The organism is Campylobacter sp. IFREMER_LSEM_CL1097 (assembly GCF_025772225.1).
Lineage (GTDB): Bacteria > Campylobacterota > Campylobacteria > Campylobacterales > Campylobacteraceae > Campylobacter_D > Campylobacter_D lari_D.
Genome location: NZ_JAKMRT010000015.1, coordinates 1 through 23545, shown reverse-complemented (window position 1 = coordinate 23545; position 23545 = coordinate 1). Strand labels below are relative to the sequence as shown.

29 protein-coding genes and 1 pseudogene are annotated in these 23545 nt (G+C 31.8%); 26 read left to right on the top strand and 4 right to left on the bottom strand.

Translation table 11 applies throughout. The features are described from left to right. Window positions 1-10: 10 nt before the first annotated feature. The 15 genes from rpsH to map all read left to right on the top strand — a co-directional run bounded on the left by rpsH (window position 11) and on the right by map (window position 12040). Complete coding sequence (gene rpsH / locus L8W64_RS06910) at window positions 11-406, top strand: 30S ribosomal protein S8 (RefSeq protein WP_039617152.1); 396 nt, start codon at window positions 11-13, stop codon at window positions 404-406. A gap of 78 nt (window positions 407-484) precedes the next feature. After that, window positions 485-1021 carry a 50S ribosomal protein L6 gene (gene rplF, locus L8W64_RS06905; protein ID WP_039617154.1) on the top strand — a complete coding sequence of 179 codons (537 nt, stop codon included), beginning with the start codon at window positions 485-487 and terminating at the stop codon, window positions 1019-1021. Between the two features lie 9 nt (window positions 1022-1030). Continuing rightward, complete coding sequence (gene rplR / locus L8W64_RS06900) at window positions 1031-1387, top strand: 50S ribosomal protein L18 (protein WP_039617157.1); 357 nt, start codon at window positions 1031-1033, stop codon at window positions 1385-1387. Between the two features lie 16 nt (window positions 1388-1403). Next, window positions 1404-1847: a 30S ribosomal protein S5 gene (gene rpsE / locus L8W64_RS06895; protein WP_039617161.1), complete on the top strand. Its 444-nt coding sequence runs from the start codon at window positions 1404-1406 to the stop codon at window positions 1845-1847. A gap of 3 nt (window positions 1848-1850) precedes the next feature. Next, the gene (rplO, locus tag L8W64_RS06890) at window positions 1851-2243 is read left to right on the top strand and encodes a 50S ribosomal protein L15 (protein WP_039617163.1); all 393 of its coding nucleotides are present in this window, start codon (window positions 1851-1853) and stop codon (window positions 2241-2243) included. Beyond that, window positions 2243-3505 (top strand): preprotein translocase subunit SecY, encoded by a 1263-nt coding sequence (gene secY / locus L8W64_RS06885; RefSeq protein ID WP_263662694.1) that lies wholly within the window; start codon window positions 2243-2245, stop codon window positions 3503-3505. The genes rplO and secY overlap by 1 nt, the downstream gene beginning before the upstream one ends. 41 nt (window positions 3506-3546) lie before the next feature. Next, window positions 3547-4287, top strand: a complete 741-nt coding sequence (murI, locus tag L8W64_RS06880) for a glutamate racemase (protein WP_263673281.1) — start codon at window positions 3547-3549, stop codon at window positions 4285-4287. A 114-nt stretch (window positions 4288-4401) separates the two neighbouring features. Continuing rightward, a complete protein-coding gene (locus L8W64_RS06875) occupies window positions 4402-5433 on the top strand; it encodes a type II asparaginase (protein ID WP_257928322.1) in 1032 nt (343 codons plus the stop codon). Window positions 5434-5518: 85 nt separating this feature from the next. Then, window positions 5519-6166, top strand: coding sequence for a ferritin family protein (locus tag L8W64_RS06870; protein WP_220567003.1), 648 nt, complete (start codon window positions 5519-5521; stop codon window positions 6164-6166). A 54-nt stretch (window positions 6167-6220) separates the two neighbouring features. Continuing rightward, complete coding sequence (locus L8W64_RS06865; protein WP_220567004.1) at window positions 6221-6694, top strand: DNA-deoxyinosine glycosylase; 474 nt, start codon at window positions 6221-6223, stop codon at window positions 6692-6694. After that, complete coding sequence (locus L8W64_RS06860; protein ID WP_220567005.1) at window positions 6694-7245, top strand: ribonuclease HII; 552 nt, start codon at window positions 6694-6696, stop codon at window positions 7243-7245. Before L8W64_RS06865 ends, L8W64_RS06860 begins: the two co-directional genes overlap by 1 nt. Before the next feature lie 160 nt (window positions 7246-7405). Then, window positions 7406-8434 carry a tRNA-dihydrouridine synthase gene (locus L8W64_RS06855; protein WP_263673280.1) on the top strand — a complete coding sequence of 343 codons (1029 nt, stop codon included), beginning with the start codon at window positions 7406-7408 and terminating at the stop codon, window positions 8432-8434. A 98-nt stretch (window positions 8435-8532) separates the two neighbouring features. After that, the gene (locus tag L8W64_RS06850; RefSeq protein WP_133319191.1) at window positions 8533-9816 is read left to right on the top strand and encodes an aromatic amino acid transport family protein; all 1284 of its coding nucleotides are present in this window, start codon (window positions 8533-8535) and stop codon (window positions 9814-9816) included. Window positions 9817-9827: 11 nt separating this feature from the next. Further along, on the top strand, window positions 9828-11195 hold the full coding sequence (locus L8W64_RS06845; protein WP_263673279.1) for an L-serine ammonia-lyase: 1368 nt from the start codon (window positions 9828-9830) through the stop codon (window positions 11193-11195). Between the two features lie 89 nt (window positions 11196-11284). Next, on the top strand, window positions 11285-12040 hold the full coding sequence (map, locus tag L8W64_RS06840; protein WP_263659176.1) for a type I methionyl aminopeptidase: 756 nt from the start codon (window positions 11285-11287) through the stop codon (window positions 12038-12040). A 16-nt stretch (window positions 12041-12056) separates the two neighbouring features. Here map and L8W64_RS09010 read toward each other — a convergent pair whose 3' ends face one another. From L8W64_RS09010 to L8W64_RS06825, 4 genes and pseudogenes are all read right to left on the bottom strand, one after another. Beyond that, on the bottom strand, window positions 12057-12683 hold the full coding sequence (locus L8W64_RS09010; RefSeq protein WP_412175216.1) for a methyl-accepting chemotaxis protein: 627 nt from the start codon (window positions 12681-12683) through the stop codon (window positions 12057-12059). 501 nt (window positions 12684-13184) lie between these two features. Continuing rightward, a pseudogene (locus L8W64_RS09005) lies at window positions 13185-13859 on the bottom strand (DAHL domain-containing protein); the annotation flags it as partial. Beyond that, window positions 13843-14766, bottom strand: a complete 924-nt coding sequence (locus tag L8W64_RS06830) for a cytochrome-c peroxidase (RefSeq protein WP_243705637.1) — start codon at window positions 14764-14766, stop codon at window positions 13843-13845. The pseudogene L8W64_RS09005 and the gene L8W64_RS06830, both read right to left, overlap by 17 nt. A gap of 55 nt (window positions 14767-14821) precedes the next feature. Then, window positions 14822-16111: an MFS transporter gene (locus L8W64_RS06825; protein WP_263673277.1), complete on the bottom strand. Its 1290-nt coding sequence runs from the start codon at window positions 16109-16111 to the stop codon at window positions 14822-14824. A gap of 137 nt (window positions 16112-16248) precedes the next feature. Here L8W64_RS06825 and infA point away from each other — a divergent pair, with 137 nt between their 5' ends. From infA to hisH, 11 genes are all read left to right on the top strand, one after another. Continuing rightward, the gene (gene infA / locus L8W64_RS06820) at window positions 16249-16467 is read left to right on the top strand and encodes a translation initiation factor IF-1 (RefSeq protein WP_012660842.1); all 219 of its coding nucleotides are present in this window, start codon (window positions 16249-16251) and stop codon (window positions 16465-16467) included. A gap of 173 nt (window positions 16468-16640) precedes the next feature. Further along, on the top strand, window positions 16641-16754 hold the full coding sequence (gene rpmJ / locus L8W64_RS06815; RefSeq protein WP_002781429.1) for a 50S ribosomal protein L36: 114 nt from the start codon (window positions 16641-16643) through the stop codon (window positions 16752-16754). A 3-nt stretch (window positions 16755-16757) separates the two neighbouring features. Then, the gene (gene rpsM / locus L8W64_RS06810) at window positions 16758-17123 is read left to right on the top strand and encodes a 30S ribosomal protein S13 (RefSeq protein WP_012660843.1); all 366 of its coding nucleotides are present in this window, start codon (window positions 16758-16760) and stop codon (window positions 17121-17123) included. 9 nt (window positions 17124-17132) lie between these two features. Then, the gene (gene rpsK / locus L8W64_RS06805; protein WP_133319145.1) at window positions 17133-17525 is read left to right on the top strand and encodes a 30S ribosomal protein S11; all 393 of its coding nucleotides are present in this window, start codon (window positions 17133-17135) and stop codon (window positions 17523-17525) included. Window positions 17526-17555: 30 nt separating this feature from the next. Beyond that, a complete protein-coding gene (rpsD, locus tag L8W64_RS06800; protein ID WP_263659172.1) occupies window positions 17556-18182 on the top strand; it encodes a 30S ribosomal protein S4 in 627 nt (208 codons plus the stop codon). Between the two features lie 14 nt (window positions 18183-18196). Continuing rightward, the gene (locus L8W64_RS06795) at window positions 18197-19210 is read left to right on the top strand and encodes a DNA-directed RNA polymerase subunit alpha (RefSeq protein ID WP_039627711.1); all 1014 of its coding nucleotides are present in this window, start codon (window positions 18197-18199) and stop codon (window positions 19208-19210) included. A gap of 3 nt (window positions 19211-19213) precedes the next feature. Next, window positions 19214-19567: a 50S ribosomal protein L17 gene (gene rplQ, locus L8W64_RS06790; protein ID WP_012660847.1), complete on the top strand. Its 354-nt coding sequence runs from the start codon at window positions 19214-19216 to the stop codon at window positions 19565-19567. A 116-nt stretch (window positions 19568-19683) separates the two neighbouring features. Further along, window positions 19684-20583, top strand: coding sequence for an ATP phosphoribosyltransferase (hisG, locus tag L8W64_RS06785; protein WP_039667846.1), 900 nt, complete (start codon window positions 19684-19686; stop codon window positions 20581-20583). A gap of 9 nt (window positions 20584-20592) precedes the next feature. After that, the gene (gene hisD / locus L8W64_RS06780) at window positions 20593-21873 is read left to right on the top strand and encodes a histidinol dehydrogenase (protein WP_263673275.1); all 1281 of its coding nucleotides are present in this window, start codon (window positions 20593-20595) and stop codon (window positions 21871-21873) included. Beyond that, window positions 21870-22937: a bifunctional histidinol-phosphatase/imidazoleglycerol-phosphate dehydratase HisB gene (hisB, locus tag L8W64_RS06775; RefSeq protein ID WP_263660371.1), complete on the top strand. Its 1068-nt coding sequence runs from the start codon at window positions 21870-21872 to the stop codon at window positions 22935-22937. The genes hisD and hisB overlap by 4 nt, the downstream gene beginning before the upstream one ends. Then, window positions 22934-23515, top strand: a complete 582-nt coding sequence (gene hisH, locus L8W64_RS06770; RefSeq protein WP_263673274.1) for an imidazole glycerol phosphate synthase subunit HisH — start codon at window positions 22934-22936, stop codon at window positions 23513-23515. The genes hisB and hisH overlap by 4 nt, the downstream gene beginning before the upstream one ends. Window positions 23516-23545 lie beyond the last annotated feature (30 nt).

Here is a 23545-nt window from a genome sequence, read left to right as displayed (position 1 = left end):
GGAAAGAACCATGATAAATGATTTAATTTCAGATTCACTAACAAGAATTAGAAATGCAGGGATGAGAAGATTAGAGACTACTCAACTTTTGCATTCTAAAGTTATCGAAGCTTTACTTGGAATTTTCCAAGCTAAAGGTTATATTGAAAGCTTTAATGTTATTGAAGAGGATAAAAAGAAATTCATCAATGTAGTTTTAAAATATGATGAAAAAGGTAAAAGCGTAATTAACGAAGTTAAGCGTATTTCTAAACCTGGTCGTCGTGTTTATAAAGGTAAAGATGAGATCAAAAGATTTAAAAACGGTTATGGTACTATCGTAGTAAGCACTTCAAAAGGTGTTTTAGCTAACGACGAAGCTTATAAAGCAGGCGTTGGCGGCGAAGTTTTATGTACTATTTGGTAAGAGTTTCTACTTTTTATGGTATTCGGTATCCATTCTTATAAAGTAGTCATATCGTAGACAAGTAAAAAGGAAAAATGAATGTCTCGTATAGGTAAACAACCAGTTGCTATTCCAAGTGGAGTAGAAGTAAAATTAGAAGGTAACTTGCTAAAATTCAAAAAAGGAAATTTAGCAAAAGAGCTTGATACAAAAGCAAATGTTAATGTTGAGATTAAAGAAGGACAAATTCTTTTCTCTCCTAAAGGTGAAGATAGACAAAGTAGAGCTTATTGGGGAACTTATAGAGCTTTAGCTCAAAACATCATTATCGGTTTAACTGATGGCTTTAGCAAAACTTTAGAAATCAACGGTGTTGGTTATAAAGCTGCGTTAAAAGGTAAAGTTCTTGAACTTGCTTTAGGTTTTTCTCATCCTATCAACTATGCTATTCCAGAAGGCATAGAAATTACCGTTGATAAAAACAATGTTATTATCAAAGGTAGCGATAAACAAGTGGTAGGTCAAGTTGCTGCTCAAATTCGTGAATTTAGACCACCTGAGCCTTACAAAGGAAAAGGTGTTAAATATTCAGATGAGCGTATTATCCGCAAAGCTGGTAAGACATCTAAGAAGTAAGGATAGAATATGAGAGCAAATGTATTAAAAAGAAAAATATCTTTAAGAATTAAAAGAAAAAAAAGAATTAGAGCAAAAATTTCAGGAACACAAGCTCTTCCAAGAGTTTCTGTTTTCAAATCAAACAGAACTTTATATATCCAAGCTATCGATGATGTTAAAGCAGTAACTTTAGCAGCAGTAGATGGAAGAAAAATTGGTGTTAAAGCAAATAAAGAAGGCGCTAAAAAAATAGCAGCTGAATTTGCAAAAGTTTTAAAAGCTAAAAACATAGAAGAAGCAGTGTTTGATAGAAATGGTTATTTATACCATGGTGTGATTGCAGCTTTAGCTGAAGCACTAAGAGAAAACGGAATCAAACTATAACCCAAAAGGAAGATCGATGGAAAAATATAATAGAGAAGAATTTGAAGAAGTAATCGTCGATATCGGCAGGGTTACTAAGGTTGTTAAAGGTGGTAGAAGATTTAGATTTACTGCTTTAGTTATCGTTGGAAATAGAAAAGGCTTAGTTGGTGTGGGCTATGGAAAAGCTAAAGAAGTTCCAGATGCTATCAGAAAAGCAGTTGATGATGCTTTTAAAAACATTGTTGAAGTTAAAACAAAAGGTTCAACTATCCCTCATGATGTAGAAGTAAAATACAACGCAAGTAGAATTTTACTTAAACCAGCAAGTGAAGGTACAGGGGTTATTGCAGGTGGTTCAACACGTCCTATCGTGGAACTTGCAGGTATTAAAGACATTTTAACTAAGTCTTTAGGTTCAAATAATTCAGCAAATGTTGTGCGTGCTACTATCAAAGCACTTACAATGCTTAAAGGATAATCAATGAATTTAACAAAAGCACCAGGTTCAACACATAAAACCAAAAGAATAGGCCGTGGTCAAGGTAGTGGTATGGGAAAAACTTCTACTAAAGGTGGAAAAGGCCAAACTGCTAGAAAAGGTTATAACGAAAAAAGAGGTTTTGAAGGGGGTCAACAACCACTTCAAAGACGCTTACCAAAAGTAGGCTTTACTTCTAAATTTGAAAAACCTTATGTGATTAATGTTGAAAAAATCACAGCAATCAAAGAGCTTAGCGAAATTACATTTGAAACAATCAATAGTATTCATAAGCTTTCAAAAAATGTAAATAAAGTTAAGCTTATTGGAGCAAGTGCTAAAGATCTTGCTAGTAAAATTAAAGACGAGAAGATCACTTTTAGCGGACAAAAATAATGAATAAAGCATTGACAAATAAAATTCTCATAACATTAGCTTTTTTATTTGCTTATAGAATATTAGCTTATGTTCCAGTTCCGGGGGTTAATGTCAGTGTTATCAAGGAATTTTTTGATTCTAATGCATCTAATGCATTAGGCTTGTTTAATATGTTTAGTGGGGGTGCTGCTGAAAGACTTAGCATCATCTCTCTAGGCATTATGCCTTATATTACTGCTTCGATTATTATGGAGCTTTTAGCGGCAACTTTTCCTAACATAGGAAAGATGAAAAAAGAGCGCGATGGTATGCAAAAATATATGCAAATTATCCGTTATGCTACTATAGTTATCACTTTGGTGCAAAGTATAGGTGTTTCTATAGGCTTGCAAAGTCTTCATGGAAAAGCAGGTCAATCAGCTATTATGATTGATATGAATACTTTTATTGCACTTTCTGCTATTTCTATGCTTGCAGGTACCATGCTTTTAATGTGGATAGGTGAGCAAATCACTCAACGCGGTATAGGAAATGGTATTTCTTTGATCATCTTTGGCGGTATTGTTTCTACAATTCCAGGTGCAATTAGTGGAACAGTAAATTTGGTAAATACAGGTGAGATGAATTTCTTGACTATCATTGCTATTTTAGTTGTAATTTTACTTACTATTTGGGCTATTATAGTAGTAGAGCTTGGAGAAAGAAGAATTCCTATTTCTTACTCAAGAAAAGTAATCATGCAAAATCAAAACAAACGCATTATGAATTACATACCTATTAAAATAAATTTAAGTGGAGTAATTCCTCCTATTTTTGCAAGTGCGATTTTGATGTTTCCAAGCACTATTTTGCAAACAAGTACAAATGAGTATGTGTTAAAAATTTATGACTTTTTAAATCCAAATGGATTTTTCTTTCATTTTTTAACATTCTTACTTGTTATTTTCTTCGCGTATTTTTATGCATCAATTGTATTTAATGCAAAAGATATAGCTGAAAATCTTAAAAGACAAGGCGGTTTCATACCAGGTATTAGACCAGGTGAAGGAACTGCAAATTATCTTAATGAAGTAGCATCAAGACTTACCTTGTCAGGTTCTATTTATTTAGGGCTTGTAGCTACATTACCATGGCTTATTGTGAAGTTGTTTGGTGTGCCTTTTTATTTTGGTGGAACTTCTGTTTTGATCGTAGTTCAAGTAGCGCTTGATACAATGAGAAAAATCGAAGCTCAAATTTATATGAATAAATACCAAACCTTAAGTGCAGTAGGCTTATAAGAAAGTAGATTTTCTACTTTCTTCTCTTTTTAAGGATTTTGATGAGACTAGGCGTTTTTGATAGCGGTGTAGGTGGGCTTAGTGTTTTAAAATCTTTACTTCAAGCAAAACTTTTTAAAGAATATATTTACTATGGGGATACCGCAAGGGTACCTTATGGGGTTAAAGATAAAGAAACTATCATTAAATTTTCCCTAGAAGCTTTAGAGTTTTTCAAAGAAAAAAAAGTCGATATGCTTATTATTGCGTGTAATACAGTTAGCGCGCATGCTTTAGAATTTCTAAAAGTAAATGCACCATTTCCGGTTCTTGGAGTTATAGAAGCAGGGGTTTTAGCAGTTAAAAACTCTTTAGAAGATAAAAACTCCAATATATTAGTCATTGCAACACAAGCTACCGTGGATTCTCACGCTTATAAGCAAGCTTTAATCAAAGAAGGTTTTTTAAAAGTGGAAGAAAAAGCAACTGGGCTTTTTGTACCTATGGTTGAAGAAGGGATTTTTCAAGGAGATTTTTTAAAAGCTGCTTTTGAGTATTATTTTAATAAGCTTAAATTTCATCCTAATGCTCTAATCTTAGCATGTACGCATTTTCCTTTAATCGCCCATTCTTTGGAAGAGTATTTTGGTAAAAATACAAAACTTATTCATTCAGGCGAGGCTATAGCTTTGCAATTGCAACAAGAATTTAACTTAACATCAATCCAAGAAGAAGCTAACATTCAATTTTATGCTTCAAGCGATGTGGAAAAACTAAAAAAAATTGCAAATTTATGGCTTTAATTAATGAATATTTACTAAAGTATTTTTTATATTAATAATTTATTTTTATTTAAACATAGTTGCATTATAATTTTTATCATTTCTAATGAAAGGACTAACATGAAAAAAATGTTAATGTGCGCAGCTATGGCACTAAGTTTAGGAGCAGGAATTTTGGAAGCAAAACCAAAAGTTGCAATTTTAGCTACAGGTGGAACTATTGCAGGCTCGATTGATAGTTCGGTAGCTACAACAGGTTATACAGCAGGTGTTTTAGGGGTTGATGCTTTGATTAAAGCAGTGCCTCAAATTCAAGATTTAGCAGTAATTAGCGGGGATCAAATTGCAAATATTGATAGTAAAGATATGACAAATGAAATTTGGCTAAAACTTGCTAAAGAAGTCAATAGGCTTTTAAAATCTGATGTAGATGGAGTTGTGATTACTCATGGTACTGATACCATGGAAGAAACTGCATATTTCCTAAATTTAACCGTAAAAAGCGATAAACCTGTTGTTTTAGTTGGTGCAATGCGCCCATCAACTGCAATTAGTGCAGATGGTCCTAAAAATCTTTACAATGCTGTAGCGTTAGCAGCAGATCCACAAGCAAAAAATAAAGGTGTAATGGTGGCTATGAATGATAGAATTCAAAGCGCTAGAGGCGTTATGAAAACTCATAGTTTAAATGTAAATGCATTTAGTTCACCGGATATGGGTGATATGGGTTATATAGTAGATGGAAAAGCATTCTTCTACAATACTAATACAAAATTACACACTAAAAAATCTCCATTTGATGTTAGCAAGCTAAAAGAATTACCAAAAGTAGATATTCTTTATAGTTATGCAAATGATGGTAGCGGTGTTGCAGCAAAAGCTTTGTTTGAAAATGGAACTAAAGGTATAGTTGTAGCTGGAACAGGTGCTGGCAGTATTCATGATTATCAAAAAGATGTATTAAAAGAATTGCTTAAAAAAGGTCTTAATGTAGCGGTAAGTTCACGCGTAGTAGCTGGTAGAGTTGCAGTAAGTGATGCTGATGCAAAACTTGGTTTTATTGATACAGGTGATATGAGTCCTCAAAAAGCTAGAGTATTATTAATGCTTGCTTTAACTAAAACAAGTGATCCTAAGAAAATTCAAGAATATTTCTTAAAATACTAAAATCTTTTAGCACCCAAATGCTACAATAACATTTGGGTGAGTTTTTCAATCAAAATCTTACTTAAATTAATCACAAGGATATTGAATGAGACAATATGAAAGCTATAAATGCCAAAAATGCGGCAATGAAGTAGAAGTGCAAAATGTAGGTGGTGGAAAGCTTAGTTGTTGTGGTCAAGAAATGGAGTGCATTACTAAAGATTTAACAGCCATAAATTTGATGAAAGCTTTCGCAGGTGAATCTATGGCAAGAAACAAATATGATTTATTTGCAGATATTGCTCAAGAAGAAGGTTGGCATGCTATTGCAAAGCATTTTAGAGAAGCTGCAGAAAATGAAAAATGGCATGCAAGAGCTGAATTTAAAGCATACCATGAATTAGTAGATGGTAAAGCTTTGGAAGAAACTGCTAAAAATTTAATCTGTGCAGCAGAGGGTGAAAATTACGAGCATACTACCATGTATCCAAATTTTGCACAAATTGCAGAAGATGAAGGCAAGAAAAACATAGCAAGATTATTTACTGCTATTGGTAAAGTAGAAATTGAGCATGAAAGAGAATATCTAGCGCTTAAAAAAATGCTTGAAGAAGAAGATTTCTTTAATTCAGAAGTAGAAGAATTGTGGGTTTGTGAAGTTTGTGGGCATATACACCGTGGTAAAAAAGCACCAAATGCCTGTCCTTTATGTAAAGCTCCAAAAGAATACTTCAAACGAGAATTTTTAGGATAATTTTAAAAATCTTGATAAAAATGATAAAATATTTTATTTTTATCAAGGCCTAATATGCAAATTTTAACTCATCCTTTTGAACCTTTCTTTGATGAACACTCAAAAGTTTTAATACTAGGTTCTTTTCCATCTATTAAATCAAGAGAAGAAAATTTTTATTATCAACATAGTAAAAATCGCTTTTGGCGTATCTTTGAAATATTATTTGAGTGTGAGTTAAAAACAGTACAAGTTCAAAAAGCTTTTTTGAAAGTAAATCATATAGCACTTTGGGATGTTATAGCAAGTTGTAAGATAAAAAATTCAGATGATAAAACTATTTCTTATGCCAAAGCAAATGATATAAGTATTATTTTAGATAAGGCAAATATAGAAAAAATTTGTGTATTAGGTAAAGTTGCAAGTAAATATTTTGCTAAATTTTATCCTGAACAAGAATTTTTTGAACTTCCTTCAAGCTCACCTGCTAATATAAATTATTCTTTAGAAAATTTAGTAGAAAAATACACTATTATAAAGGAAAAATAGTGGCTTTAGTTGGAGTAGATGAGGCTGGGCGCGGGGCTTTAGCTGGAGATATGCACTTGGCAGCTTGTAAGCTTTTAAAAAATATTGATGGTTTAGCTGATTCTAAAAAATTAAGTGCAAAAAAAAGAGAAGAATTATATGAGCAAATTCTTTCTAATTCAAATTTTTTAATCCTTGCTTTTTCACCTTTGCAAATTGATATTTTAGGACTTAGTCAGTGTTTAAATTTGGGTTTAAAGATAATAAAAAAACATTTTAACCAAGATGAGATTTTATATGATGGAAATTTAAATTATGGTGTTTTGGGTATTAATACTATGATTAAAGCTGATATGAAAGTGCAAGAAGTTTCAGCCGCTAGTATATTAGCTAAGGTAAGTCGTGATCAAAAAATGTGTTATTTTTCTAAAATATATAATAATTATGATTTTGATAAACACAAAGGTTATGGTACAAAAGCTCATATAGAAAAGATTAAAGTATTTGGTTATTCACCTTTGCATCGCAAAAGCTTTATGTTAAAGTGTTTTGAGAAAAGCTTATTTGATTAGATTGTGTTTTGTAGTTTTAATAATGAAAAAATATAATTAAAAACTATTTTTTTAATAATAATCTATTAAAAATTATAATATTGGTCTAAAATACTCTATGTTTTAAGAAAAATTAATTTTTTTCTATTATAGTAATATAAAAAATATTTTAAGGGGTATTATGTCTTTACTTTTGAGTGAGCTAAAGATTGGAAATTTTTATGTAAAAAATCGCATCGTAATGCCTCCTATGGATATGTATGAAACACAAGTTTTAGATGGTAAGATTAATCAATTTCACTTGATACATTATGGAGCTAGAGCTTTGGGTGGTGTTGGGCTTATCATAGTTCAAGCTTGTGCGATTAATGAAAATGCAAAAATTGCTGATAATGATATAGGCCTTTGGGGAGATTTTCAAATTCGAGGACATAAGGGGCTTGTCGATCTTTGTCATCATTTTGGTGCTAAGGTTGCTATCCAACTAAATCATAGTGGTCGTAAAAATTCATGCAAACAAGCTATATCAAAAGCCCCAAGTAATATCGCTTTTAGTGAAAAATTTTCTAAACTTCATGTTTTAAGTAAAGATGAAATTTTACAAATAGAGCAAGAATTTATCCAAAGTGCTAAAAGAGCTAAAGAAGCAGGCTATGATGCGATAGAACTTCATAGTGCTCATGGGTATTTGCTTAGTTCATTTTTATCTCCTTTATCAAATCAAAGAGATGATGAATATGGTGGTAGTTTTGAAAATAGAGCGCGTCTTTTGTGTGATATCATTAAGCGTATAAAAAAAGAAGTTGATATTACTTTATTTGTAAGAATTTCAGCTACAGAGTGGCAAGAGGGTGGTTGGAATTTGGAAGATAGTAAAAAACTTGCCTTGATTTTAGAAAATTTAGGCGTTGATATGTTAGATATTTCAGCAGGTGGAAATATCAACAAACCTTCTTTAGTGCCAAATATAGCACCACTTTACCAAGCTCCTTATGCTAAGGCTTTAAAAGAAGTTGTTAAAATTCCTATATCTTGCGTGGGTCTTATAAATAGTGCTAGCGAAGGTGAGGCTTTGCTTTTGGGTGAGGTGTGTGATTTAGTTTGTTATGGTAGAAAATTATTAAGAAATCCAAATTTTGCAAATGAAGCCGCAGTTGCTTTAAATGAAAGGGAAAAAATCACGCCAAACTACTCAAGAGCATATTTGTAAAATAATACAAAAAGTTTTTAGGTAAAAGCTTTTTTTATTATTTTTTACAAGGAGAAAATGTGGATAATCTTAAGTGGAATTCTTTTGATACGCGTTGGATGCTTTCTCTTTTTGGGACTGCAGTTGGTGCGGGGATTTTATTTTTACCTATTAAAGCAGGTGTTGGTGGTTTTTGGCCAGTTGTTGTAATGGCTTTGATTATTTTTCCAATGGTGTATTTAAGCCATAGAGCCTTAAGTCGTTTTGTATGTCAAGCAAATGGTAATGATAAAGATATTACTCATGCGGCTGAAGAGTATTTTGGTAGAAAAGTAAGTATTTTTATTTCTGTGCTTTATTTCTTTGCAATTTTCCCAATTTGTTTAGCATATTGTGTAGGTATAACTAATACTTTTGAGAGTTTTATTTATAATCAATTCTTACCACTTTTAGATCCAAATGGTTCTTTCGCAAATGCAATTAGTGCTATGTATCAAACAAGTGTAAATGAGCAAGGAAAAACTATAGCTAATTTACTTCCTTTTTATAGAGCGCTTTTTGCTTTTGTTTTAGTAAGTATTTTTATGCTTATTATGCTTTTTAGTGAAGAATTAATTACTAAAGTATGTGAGTGGCTTGTATATCCTTTATGTGCTATTTTATTTTTATTTTCTTTATATCTTATCCCGCAATGGTCGTTTGAAAGTTTTAGTGCTATTCCTGGAACAAAAGAATTTATTACTATAGTATGGCTAACTTTACCGGTTTTAGTGTTTTCATTTAATCACTCACCAGCGATTTCTACTTTTTCTTTAAGTGTAAAAAGACAATATCCTGAAAATTCAGTACAAAAAGCAAATCAAGTGTTATTTAGAACTTCTGTAATGTTACTTGCTTTTGTAATGTTTTTTGTGGTATCTTGCGTGCTTTCTTTAACTCCTGCAGAACTTGCTGAAGCTAGAGCACAAAACATACCTGTACTTTCTTATTTTGCTAATAAACTTGATAATCCATTTATTTCTTATGGTGGTCCACTAATCGCATTTTTAGCAATTTCTAGTTCATTCTTTGGGCATTATTTTGGTGCTAGGGAAGGTGCTTATGGTATAGTTAGAAAATGTTGTAAATTAGCAGGTAATGATAATCCGGATTTGAAAAAAATCGCAGTTTATTCAACTTTGGTAATGTATATTGTTATGTTAATTACTGCTTATGTAAATCCAAGTATTTTAGGTTTTATTGAAAGCTTAGGTGGTCCAATCATTGCCGCAATCTTATTTTTAATGCCTATGATTGCAATTTACACTGTATCTAAAATGAAAAAATTCCAAAACAAAGCTTTAGATGCATTTGTGTTTATCACAGGTATTTTGACAATCATCACTGTAATTTATACTTTTTAAGGTGCTGATGAATGAGTAGTAATTTAAGTATATTTAAAGTTGGTGTTGGTCCTTCATCTTCTCATACTTTAGGACCAATGCTAGCAGGGAATATGTTTTGTGAAAAAATCAAAGATAAAATCACACAAATTACAAAAATTCAAATCAAACTTTATGGCTCTTTATCGCTTACTGGTAAAGGCCATTTAAGTGATAAAGCTATTATATGGGGGTTGAGTGGCTTAAGAGCAAAAGAATTAAATGTTTCTTTGCAAGATCGTGTGTTTAATAAAATTTTGCAAGATAAAATTTTGGTTTTAGATGCTCAAAAAGAATTAAATTTTGATTATGATAAAGATTTGATTTTTGAAAAAGACTTTTTACCTTTGCATGAAAATGGATTGAAAATAAGTGCTTATAATGAAAATGGAGAAATCATTGCTGAAGAAATTTATTATTCGGTAGGCGGTGGTTTTGTTATGAGTGAAGCTGAACTTCAAAAACACAAAGACGGAGCTTGTGAGCAAAAACATACCAAATTAGAACTTGATATTAATAACGCAAGCGATGCTTTAAAAATTTGCGAAGAAAATTCATGGGATCTAGCAAAACTCTCTTATGAATATGAGCTTCAATTTCACACTAAAGAAGAAATTAGAGCTTATTGTTTAGAAATTTGGGAAGTAATGCAAGAAGTTTATTATAATGGTATTCATCCAAGCTCAGATTTTCTTCCAGGGAATTTACATTTAAAACGCCGCGCCAAAGGACTTAATGAGCGTTTGGCTATGACAAGTGATCCTTTAGGAATTATTGATTTTATTTCTTTATATGCTATTGCTATTGCAGAGGAAAATGCAAGTGGAGCTAGAGTGGTAACTGCACCAACTAATGGTGCATGTGCTGTTGTGCCTGCTGTAATGCTTTATCTTAAAAATCATACTATTGGTTTTAACGATGAAAAAGCCATTAATTTTTTACTTACTGCTATGTTAATAGGCTCTTTTTATAAGAAAAATGCAAGTATAAGTGGTGCTGAAGCTGGCTGTCAAGCTGAAATTGGTAGTGCAAGTTCTATGGCAGCAGGAGCTATGGCTACTGTAATGGGTTTTGATGCAAATATAGCTTGTAATGCTGCTGAAATTGCAATGGAGCATCATTTAGGTTTAACTTGTGATCCAGTAAGTGGTTTAGTGCAAATTCCTTGTATAGAAAGAAATGCCTTTGGAGCGATTAAAGCAATTTCAGCTGCTAGAATGGCAATGAGTAGAAAATCAACTCCAAAAGTAAGTCTTGATGAGGTTATAAAAACTATGTATGAAACCGGCAAAGACATGAACTCAAAATACAAAGAAACTTCTTTAGGTGGCCTAGCTACTAATCTTACAAGTGTATGTTAAAACCTTAAGTTTTAAAACTTAAGGTTTTTCCTTAAAGCTTTTAAAAGCGCATAAATGCTAAATTTTTAAAAATTTTAAGGAAAATATAAATGATAGAAATCAAAAAACCAGCAGAAATAGAAAAACTACGCAAGGCAAATGAACTTGTAGCTAGAACGCTTGACTATCTAGAGGGCATTATAGTTCCGGGTATGAGTTTAAAAGAAATTGACATTAAAGCAGAAGAATTTATACTTGATCATGGTGCAAAACCATCTTTTAAAGGCTTATATGGTTTTCCAGGTAGTATTTGTATCTCGCTTAATCAAGCTTGCATTCATGGTGTAGGGGATGAGCGTATTTTAAAAGAAGGCGATATTTTAGGGCTTGATGTGGGTACTTGCATAGATGGATATTATGGAGATGCAGCAAGGACTATACCTATAGGTCAAATTTCAGCCACTGATGAGGCTTTGATTGCTTGTGCTAAAGATGCTTTGTATTATGCTATAGATATTATCAAAGAAGGTATGCGTTTTAAAGAGCTTTCATATGAGCTTGGCGAGTTTATCGCTAAAAGAGGATTTGTACCTTTGAAAGGTTATTGTGGTCATGGTATAGGTAAAAAGCCACACGGTGAGCCTGAAATTCCAAATTATTTAGAACCAGGTGCTAGTGCAAAAAGTGGACCTAAAATCAAAAATGGCATGGTATTTTGCATAGAGCCTATGGTATGTCAAAAAGATGGCACACCGGTACATTTAAAAGGTAATTGGGAAGCAGGAAGCAAAGATGGATTAAATGCTGCTCATTATGAGCATTGTGTTGCAATTATAAATGGCAAAGCAGATATTTTATCTAAGTAAGAAAGTTTAAACTTTCTTACTCAAATGTTTTTAGTTTTTCTGAAAGTTTAGAAGCATTTTCTAAAACATCTTGTGAAATTTGTGTTAGCTCGAGTGAATAGTTTTTAACACAATTTGCAAGCTCAGTCACTTTTTCTACATTTTGTTCTAACTCATTCATTTTAGCTTTTGACTCATCACTTTTTTCTTCCATAATTTTAGTAGAATGGATACTTGTTTTTAATTTTTCTATAGAAGCACCGACTTCACCTTGTAAGATATTAGCTTTGTTGGAAGTATCACTCATGGATTGATGAATTCCATCCATCAAGCTTTTGTTGTCATTGATTTGTTGTACTATAGTTCTTACAGTAGTTTCTATAGCGACTAAAGATTTTGTAGTTTTATCAGCTAAGTTTCTAACTTCATCAGCAACAACAGCAAAGCCTCTACCATGTTCTCCTGCACGAGCTGCTTCAATAGCTGCATTTAAAGCTAGTAAGTTAGTTTGATCGGCTATATCTTTAATAGCTGCTGTAACTTCTACAATACTATCAGCACTTTGTACTAGTATATCCATAGCACTTAAAACACTTTGTTCTTTTTCTCCACTTAGTAATATAAGCTCTATTAACTCTTTAAGTGTTTTTTCAACTTCTCCCATAACTTCTTGCATATCATGCATATCTTTTATAGTATTTTTAGCTAGATTTTGAGTTAAGTCTATATGACTTTCTAAAACAGAACTTATTTCATGGACATTAGAAATTTGCTCATGCTGTAAAAGTGAACTTTGCTGTAAAATTTCAGCATTTCGGGAAAGTTTTTGTGAGCTTTTGTGGCTTGAATTTGCAGTTTGTATGGCTTCTAAAACTGAATTTTGCACTATCTGTATGAAAGAATTAATATAGCCAGCGCTTGTAGCTAATTCGCTTTTTTTATCAATGTCTAATCTTGCACTTAAATTCGCATGTTCTCCTGCTAGATTTGCACTTAGTTTTTCAAGTAAAGATATAGGTATGATTACTTTTTTTAATGTTAAAAGTATGAAAAAAATCAATACAACTAAGGTAAATAGGAAAATTCCTATAGCTGTATAAAGATTATATTTATTTTGTAGATTGATATTTTTAGCAATTAAATTTTGGTGTGCTAGAATTTGTTTTTGCAGTTCTTGATCAAGAAAACTTTGAGAATTGTCTTTTAATATTTTAATTTGACTTAATATCATCTTACAATGTGTATTAAAAAGCTCAAATAACTCTTGTGGTAATTGAGAATCTTTTGCGTTTAAATTTGTGACAAGATTTTGTAATCTATTTTGTGCTAAAGGTTCTAATATATCCATAGTTCCTATAATGCTTAAAATATTTCCTATATATTCTATTTGTTTAGCCTCTTGAGTAGTGAGTGCTAATTGATTTGTTTGTTTGATGATTTCTTGTTGAATTTCGTAAAGATAAAGCTTTGAATTTATAGCAATAGAATTGGCTGATTTAAAATGTTGTAGTTGTGTATTTTTTTTCTGAAAAATTGCTTCTAGCTTTTTAGTATCTATTTCATTAGCTTTTAAAATAGCTAAAGTATTTTCAAAATCTTTTACTAGTTTAACGCTAATGTCATAGTTTTGTAGATTTAGTTTATTTTTAAAAATTTCATCTATTTTAGTATCTAGAATTTCTAATTTTTGAAAAGAATCCATAATAAGTGAATTTCTTTTGGTGGTATTGTAAGTATTAAAAATAAATAGAGTCAAAGTTAAAAGCAATACCAAAACCACTATAGATAAAGTGATGAATTGTTTTAAAAAAGAGAAAGTTTTTTTATTTGAGTGGATCATGGTATTCTCCTGTTAAAGAATTTAAAAATGCAACTATATCATCAACTACATCTTGCTCTAAAAATTTACCAAGCTGATAATACGCCATAAATTGTACGCAAGCATCAAGTGTTGGCATAGAACCATCATGAAAATAAGGAGCAGTTTTGGCTATGTTTCTAAGACTTGGCACTTTTACTACAAATTGATCGTGAGGATCTTGAGTGATCTCATAGCGTCCTTTCCAATTTGTTCCATTATCATAAGGAACAAATACTCCCATTTTTTGATACATATTTCCACCTATATTTTGTCCTTGATGGCACGCTATACAACCATTTGATAAAAAGGCATTATAGCCTCTTTTTGCTTGTTCGCTTATAGCATTTTTATCTCCCTTTAAGTAGCGGTCAAATGGGGAATTTGGCGTAAGTAAGGTTTTTTGAAATTCAGCTAAAGCATCTGCTATATTATCAAAGGTAACTTCTCCGTAAAGTCTTTTAAATTCTTTTTCATAAATTGCGTTAGTTTTTACTATTTGCACCACTTCATCTGCATCTTTTAACCCCATTTCTTTAGGGTTTAACAAAGGATGTTTGGCTTGTTCTTGTAAATCTTTTGCATTGCCTCTCCAAAATTGTGCTAGGCTAAAAACGGCATTAAAATTTGTAGGAGTATGGAATGGCTCATCTATTATGCCATTAATACCTGTTGAAAAAGTTTTATTATCTACTCCAAAATTTGCAATATCATGACAACTATTGCAAGATACTTTTTTATCTTTTGATAAACTTGTATCCATATAGAGTTTTTTTCCTAAAATAGCTTTTTCTTTATTATAAGGAATGCTTTCTGGTATAGGTGTAATCATTTCAAATGCTAAAAGTGGCAACAAAGAAAGTATTAAAACAATAAAAATTTTCATAATCATTTTCCTTTAATTTTATTAAATTTTTAATTAATAATTTTTTTTAATTATAACATTAAAATCTTAACCTCTTATAAGTAAATATGGTAGTTATCAGTGTTATCAGGGATAAAAACAAAATATAAATAAAAATTCCATACACGAAAGGATTTTCAGGTTTTATAGCCAAAGAATGTAATGCAAATACAAGTTGAGGAGTGAAACCACCCGCTATTGCATAAGCTATATTATAAGAAAAAGAAATTCCACTAAAACGAATACTTGGCTTAAAAATTTTACACATTAAAATAGGTGCTAAAGCATTAATACCACCAAAAAAACACGCTATAAAATAAAAATATATGCTCAAATGCAAAATTTGAGCATAGAAAAAATAAAAATAAAAAAAGCACGATAAACTAAATCCTATGGTAAAAATTAAAGCGGTGGCTAAAAAACCAAATTTATCAACCCAAATTCCAGCAAGTAAAGTTCCACAAGATAAAATCACTATTGCAAACATTTGGATTAAAATCGCATCTGTTTTATCAAGAATCAAAACTTCTGATATAAAATTAGGCATAAGTAAAATAAGTATTATTACGCAAGCTGTGAGCATCCAAGTTAAAAGCATAGAAGCAATGATGTCTAAATAAATATTTTTTTCTTTAAAAAGTGTTTTTAAAGGAAATTTTTCTAAATCATTTTCTTGTCGCATTTTTTGAAAAACAGGTGTTTCTTCTAAAAATTTTCTAAGATATATAGAAATGATACCAAAAAATCCACCTATAGCAAATGGAATACGCCAAGCATATTCATAAATTGCTTCTTGATCAAAGTAATGATTAATCGCTAAGGCAACAATACAACCTAAAAGAATTCCAAAAGCCATAGAAACATTAATAGCGCTAATATAAAAACTATCTCTTCCATCGGGTGCATGTTCTTTTACAAATACCCAAGCGCCAGGGAGTTCTCCGCCTATAGCTATACCTTGAGCTATTCTAACAAGTAGTAAAAAAATAGGAGCAAAATATCCTATAGTTTCAAAAGTAGGTATAAAAGCTAGAGAGAAAGTTGGAAGCACCATGAGTAATATACTAAGCATAAACATCTTTTTGCGACCCATTTTATCTCCAAAATGTGCCATAATTATACCACCGATTGGTCTAGCTAAATATCCTGCTGCGAAAGCCCCATAAGTGTTTAAAAGTTTCCAAAAATCACTTAAATCACTAGGAAAAAAATTTCTTGAAATATAATTAGCAAAAAATACAAAAATAACAAAATCATAAAATTCTAAAGCTCCACCCAAAGAAGATAAGGAAAGAGTTTTAAAATCACCTCTTTTTAAAGTTTTTGACATCTATAAATACTTTCTTTTTGTAGTAATTTTGTAATTATAGTAAAAAATATTATAGTTTGTAAAAAAAATATTAAAAATTTAAAAAGAAAAATTGTGATAAAATAATAGCTTTGTATTTTATAGAAAGGAGAGAAATATTGGCAAAAGATGATATTATCGAAATCGATGGTAATGTAATCGAAGCTTTACCTAATGCGACTTTTAAAGTCGAATTAGATAATAAACATGTGATACTTTGTCATATTGCAGGTAAAATGCGTATGCATTATATTAGAATTATGCCTGGCGATAGAGTTAAAGTAGAGCTAACGCCTTATAGTCTTGATAAGGGTCGTATTACATTTAGATACAAATAAGTCTAAGTTGTTTAAAAGCAAAAGTAAAGTATAATTAGCACTTTTGCAGAAATTGCAATAAAACTGTATGAAGAAGTATTTTCAAAATCACCACTTATTTTGAAAATAGTTGGTTGCTCTAAAAACCTGGTGCAGTTGTAAAAAAGTGGAATTTACAATAACAGGAGTAAAGCATGAAAGTTAGACCATCTGTTAAAAAGATGTGTGACAAATGCAAAGTAGTTCGTCGTAAAGGCGTAGTTCGCATTATTTGCGAAAATCCAAAACACAAACAAAGACAAGGATAATTTATGGCTCGTATTGCAGGTGTAGATTTACCAAAGAAAAAAAGAATTGAATATGGTTTGACTTATATTTATGGTATAGGTTTACATACTTCAAGAAAAATCTTAGATAAAACCGGAATTTCTTATGATAAAAGAGTTCATGAGTTAAGTGAGGACGAAGCAGCGGCTATCCGTAAAGAAATTCAAGAAAACTATATGGTTGAGGGTGATCTTAGAAAACAAGTTGCTATGGATATCAAAGCATTAATGGATCTAGGAAGCTTTAGAGGCTTAAGACATAGAAAAGGCTTACCGGTTCGTGGTCAAAAAACAAAAACAAATGCCAGAACTAGAAAAGGTAAGAGAAAAACCGTTGGTGCAAAATCATAAGGATAGAAAATGGCAAAAAGAAAAGTTGTTAAGAAAAAAATAGTTAAAAAAAATATAGCTAAAGGTATAGTTTATATCAGTGCAACATTTAATAATACTATGGTTACTGTAACTGATGAAATGGGAAATGCTATTGCATGGAGTAGTGCAGGTGGTTTAGGATTTAAAGGTTCTAAAAAATCAACTCCTTATGCGGCACAACAAGCAGTAGAAGATGCTTTAAATAAAGCAAAAGAACATGGTATTAAAGAAGTAGGCATTAAAGTACAAGGGCCAGGAAGTGGTCGTGAAACAGCAGTTAAAAGTGTAGGTGCTATGGAAGGTATCAAAGTAACTTTCTTAAAAGATATTACCCCATTAGCTCATAATGGTTGTAGACCACCAAAACGTCGTCGTGTCTAAGAATAAGATATAAGATTTAGGAGAATTATAATGGCAAGATATAGAGGACCAGTAGAAAAATTAGAAAGACGACTTGGCGTAAGCTTGGCAATGAAAGGCGAAAGAAGATTAGCAGGTAAAAGTGCTTTAGATAAACGCCCTTACGCACCAGGTCAGCATGGACAAAGAAAAGCTAAAATTAGTGAATATGGACTTCAATTAAGAGAAAAACAAAAAGCTAAATTTATGTATGGTGTTAGTGAAAAACAATTTAGAAGATTATTTAGTGAAGCTGCTAGAAAAGATGGCAATACCGGTGCGCTTTTAATCCAGCTTTTAGAACAAAGACTTGATAATGTTGTTTATAGAATGGGTTTTGCTACAACACGCCGTTTTGCTAGACAACTTGTAACTCATGGACACATTTTAGTAAATGGTAAAAGAGTAGATATTCCTAGTTATAGAGTAGAAGCAGGTCAAAAAGTTGAAGTGATTGAAAAAAGCAAAAACAATCCTCAAATTTCAAGAGCGATCGAACTTACTGCTCAAACTGGTATAGTTGCTTGGGTTGATGTAGAAAAAGATAAAAGATTTGGAATTTTTACAAGAAAACCTGAAAGAGAAGAAGTTATCATTCCAGTTGAGGAAAGATATATCGTTGAGTTGTACTCTAAATAATAAAGGTTTTTGATATGAGACATATTACAACTTCTGCTTATACACCAACAGAGTTTAGTATTGAAAATATCAGTGATACAGTAGCAAAAGTAAGTGCATGGCCTTTTGAAATCGGTTATGCTATTACTTTGGCGCATCCTTTGCGTCGTTTGCTTTATTCAAGCACAGTAGGTTTTGCTCCAACAGGAGTTAAAATCAAAGGCGTAGCACATGAATTTGATAGTATGCGTGGTATGCTTGAAGATGTAGCATTGTTTATTATCAATCTAAAAAAATTAAGATTTAAACTAAAAACAGATTCTGAAAAAGAAATCGTAACTTTTAGTTTTAAAGGACCAAAAGAAATTTGCGGAAAAGACTTAGACAATGAAGTTGTTGAAGTTGTGAATGCAGATAGCTACCTTGCAACGATTAATGAAGATGCAGATTTAGAATTTACTTTAATCATTGAAAAAGGTATAGGTTATGTGCCTTCTGAAGAAATTCAAAATTTCTTAGATCCTGAATTTATAGCACTTGATGCGTTCTTTACTCCGGTAAAACATGCGGTTTATGATATAGAAAAAGTGCTTTTTGAAGATAATCCAGATTATGAAAAAGTTGTTTTTACAATCACAACTGATGGTCAAATTTCACCAAGTGATGCTTTTAAAAATGCTTTAGAAGCAATGTATAAACAATTATCAGTGTTTGATAAAATTACTAATGCACAAAGCGTTGTAAGAAGTCAAACACCAAATAATGAAGTAGAACATGTAAAATTACTTCAAAATATAACTGAGTTAAATTTAAGTGCAAGAAGTTTTAACTGCTTAGAAAAAGCAAATGTAGTTTATATTGGTGAACTTGCCTTAATGAGTGTTAGTGAACTTGCAGATTTAAAAAATCTTGGTAAAAAATCTTTAGATGAGATTAAAAGTGTAATGGAATCTATAGGTTTTCCTATAGGAAATTCAAAACTCAGTGATAGTGCAAAAGAAACGCTAAAGAAAAAAATTACAGAATTAAAAGCACAAAATGAAGGATAATCAATGAGACATAGACATGGATATAGAAAGTTAGGTCGCACTTCTACTCATCGTGCAGCCTTATTAAAAAACCTTACCATTGCTATTATTAAAGCAGGTAAAATAGAAACAACATTACCTAAAGCAAAAGAATTAAGAGGTTATGTTGAAAGATTGATCACTCGTGCAAGAAAAGGTGATTTCAATGCTCACAGAGCAGTTTTTGCTAGCTTGCAGGATAAAGAAGCTACAAATAAACTTGTAACAGAAATTGCACCTAAATTCGCAGATAGAAATGGTGGTTATACAAGAATTATCAAAACAAGAATCCGCCGTGGCGATGCTGCAGAAATGGCTTTCATCGAATTCGTAGCTTAATTTTTAGCCTTTTAAAGGCTAAAAACTTCTTATTTTTATTTATTTACTTACTATTTTTTGTATTTTTATCCATTTTTTGCTACTATTAATTTTTTTAACTACAAAAAAGGAAAAAAATGCAAGAAAATTCAAGATTACGCATAGCTATACAAAAATCAGGTCGTTTAAGTAAAGATTCTATTGCCTTGCTTGAGTCTATAGGCGTAAAACTTCGCATACACGATCAAAGTTTAATTGCTTTTTCTACAAATTTACCTATTGATTTACTTAGAGTAAGAGATGATGATATACCAGGGTTAATTTTTGATGGAGTAGTAGATCTTGGCATAGTTGGAGAAAATGTTTTAGAAGAAAATGAGTTAGAAAGAAAATCAAAAAACGAAAATGCAGATTTTATAATGCTTAAAAAACTTGATTTTGGTGGGTGCCGCTTGTCTTTAGCATTACCAGAAAATAGTGAGTATAAAGGTATAGAAAGTTTTAAAAATTTACGCATAGCAACTTCTTATCCACAGCTTTTAAAGCGTTTTATGGAAGAAAATAACATTCCTTATAAAACTTGTATGTTAACAGGTTCAGTTGAAGTAGCACCAAGTGCAAATTTAGCTGATGGAATTTGTGATTTAGTTTCAAGTGGAGCTACTTTAAAAGCAAACGGACTTAAAGAAGTTATGGTAATTTATAAGTCAAAAGCTTGCATTATCCAAAGAAAAGAAAGTTTAGCTTCACACAAACAAGAATTAATCGATAAATTACTCATTAGGATTAATGGAGTTATGCAAGCAAGAGAGTCAAAATACATCATGTTGCATGCTCCTATTGAAAAGTTAGAAAAAATCACAGCCTTGTTACCAGGTGTTGAAAAACCTACGATTTTACCTTTAGAAAATGATAAAGCTAGAGTGGCACTACATATGGTAAGTCAAGAAAATTTATTTTGGGAAACTATGGAAGCTTTAAAAAAAGAAGGCGCAAGTGCGATTTTAGTTTTACCTATTGAAAAAATGCTCTCTTAAAGGATAAAAATGCAAATACTTGATTTTGAAAAATTAAACCAAAACGAACAAGAATTAGCACTCAAGCGTCCTGCTATGAGTGCTAATGCACAGGTTAAAACCATAGTAGAACAAATCATTGAAGATGTTAAAACAAATGGCGATGAAGCTTTAAAGCAAATGGCTGTAAAATTTGATAAAGCAGAGTTAAATTCCATCAAACTAAGTGATGAAGAGCTTAGTAATTTAGCAGAGCAAATTGATGATGAGTTAAAACAAGCTATCAAAATAGCTTATGAAAATATCTATAAATTCCACAAAGCTCAAGAAAGTCAAACCATAGAGGTTCAAACCTTTGAAGGGGTAACTTGCAAGGTACTAACAAGAGCCATTGAAAAAGTAGGGCTTTATATACCAGGAGGTTTAGCGCCACTTTTTTCAACCGCACTTATGCTAGCTATCCCTGCTAAAATTGCAAAATGTAAATTCATAGCCTTAGCTTCCCCAGCGCCATTACATCCTGCCATTGCTTTTGTGGCAAAACTTTGTGAAGTTGATGCAGTGTATCAAATAGGTGGAGCAGGAGCCATAGCAGCGCTTGCTTATGGAACGCAAAGTGTGCAAAAAGTGGATAAAATTTTTGGCCCAGGAAATGCTTTTGTAACTGAAGCCAAAAAGCAAGTTAATAATCATGGAGTAGCTATTGATATGCAAGCAGGGCCTTCTGAAGTGTTAGTTTTAGCAGATGAGTTTGCTAATGCTAAATTTATAGCTTCAGATTTACTCTCGCAAGCTGAACATGGAGCAGATTCTCAAGCGATTTTAGTTTGCACAAGTGAAAAATTAGCTAAAGAAGTAGATAATGAAGTTGCTTTACAGCTTGAAAAACTCTCGCGTAAAGAAATTGCTTCAAAATCTTTAGCACACTCTAAAATCATTCTTGCAAAAGATATAAAACATGCCATAAGTATTTCAAATGACTATGCACCCGAGCATTTGATCATTCATACACAAAATCCATCTAGCTTGCTTGATGATATTATGCATGCAGGTTCGGTATTTTTAGGTGAGTATTCTCCAGAATCTATGGGAGATTATGCAAGTGGAACAAATCATGTATTGCCAACTTATGGTTTTACCAAGTCTTATTCTTCACTAGGGCTTGCTGATTTTATGAAAAGAATGACTGTACAAGAACTTAGCAAAGAAGGCTTTAAAAAGCTTGGTCCTGTGGTGGAAATTTTAGCAGCAGCTGAAGGGCTTGATGGGCATAAAAATGCCGTGAGTTTAAGATTAGAAAGTCTAAAATGAGTGCAAAAATTTTATTTATCGATAGAGATGGCACGCTCATTGATGAGCCAAAAGATGATTTTCAAATCGATTCTTTGGAAAAACTTGAGTTTGAAAAAGGTGCTATCAATGCGCTTTTAAAGTTAAAAAATTTTGGTTTTAAATTTGTTATGGTAAGTAATCAAGATGGTCTAGGCACAAATTCTTTTCCTAGGGAAAATTTTGACAAGGCTCATGAAAAAATGCTAAGTGTTTTTCAAAGTTGTGGCATAGAATTTGAAGATATTTTTATATGTCCGCATTTTGAGCATGAAAATTGCGCCTGCAGGAAGCCAAAAACTGCCATGCTTGAAAACTACATCAAAAATAAACTTTATGACAAAAATAAAAGTTTTGTTATCGGCGATAGAGACAGCGATATGCTTTTGGCACAAAATCTTGAAATTCAAGGTTTAAAATATGACAAAAACGACTTTAATTGGGAGCAAATCGCTGATTTTATTTTGCAAAATTACCGCAGCGCCTGTATAGAGCGTAATACCAAAGAAACTCAAATTCAAGTTAAAATAGCTTTTAATGAAAAAGCAAAAGCTAATATAAAAACAAATATCGCATTTTTTGATCATATGTTAGAGCAAATTGCTACGCATGCAAATATATCTTTAGAGATAAAATGCAAAGGGGATTTAGAAGTTGATGAACATCACAGCGTAGAAGATATCGCACTTGCTTTGGGCGAGGCTATTAAAAATGCACTTGATCAAAAAATAGGTATTGCAAGATATGGCTTTGTTTTACCTATGGATGAGTGCTTGGCAAGTTGCGCGATTGACTTTTGTAATAGACCGCATTTAGTTTATAAGGCTAAATTTAAAAAAGAAAAGCTTGGAGAATTAAGCACAGAAATGATAGAGCATTTTTTCTACTCACTAAGCTATGCTATGGGTGCGAGTTTGCATTTAAAAGTTAAAGGCAAAAACGATCATCACAAAGCCGAAGGGCTTTTTAAAGCCTTTGCAAGAGCTTTAAAAATGGCTATAAAAATAGAAAATGAAAATCTAGCAAGCTCAAAAGGAGTGATATGAAACTAGCTATTATAGATACAGGTTGTGCGAATTTAGCTTCACTTGCTTTTGCACTCGAGCGTTTAGGACAAAAAAGTATTATCACGCATGATTTAAAAGAACTCTCACAAGCAGATAAGCTTTTACTTCCTGGGGTTGGCACAGCAGCTAAAGCAATGGCTAATCTACAAGCACTTAATTTAGAAAATTTTATCCAAACTACCACGAAACCACTTTTAGGCATTTGTCTTGGTATGCAAATTTTGGGTAAATTTTCAGAAGAATTACACCAAAAAACACTTGGTATTATGCCTTTCGAGACACAAAAATTCCAAGAAAAAACAAATTTTACTTTCCCGCATATGGGGTGGAATCAAGTCTTTAGCTCTCATGAGCTTTTTAAAGATTTAGATGGAGCTTATTTTTATTTTGTGCATAGTTATTGTGTGGGGCTAAATGAATACACCATCGCAGAGTGTGAGTATTCTACCAAATTTAGTGCAAGTTTAAATAAAGACAATTTTTATGGTGTGCAGTTTCACCCTGAAAGAAGTGGCGAGGCGGGTGAAGTATTATTAAAAAATTTCATAAATATGTAGGTAAAAATGCAAACTCAAATCATTCCGGCA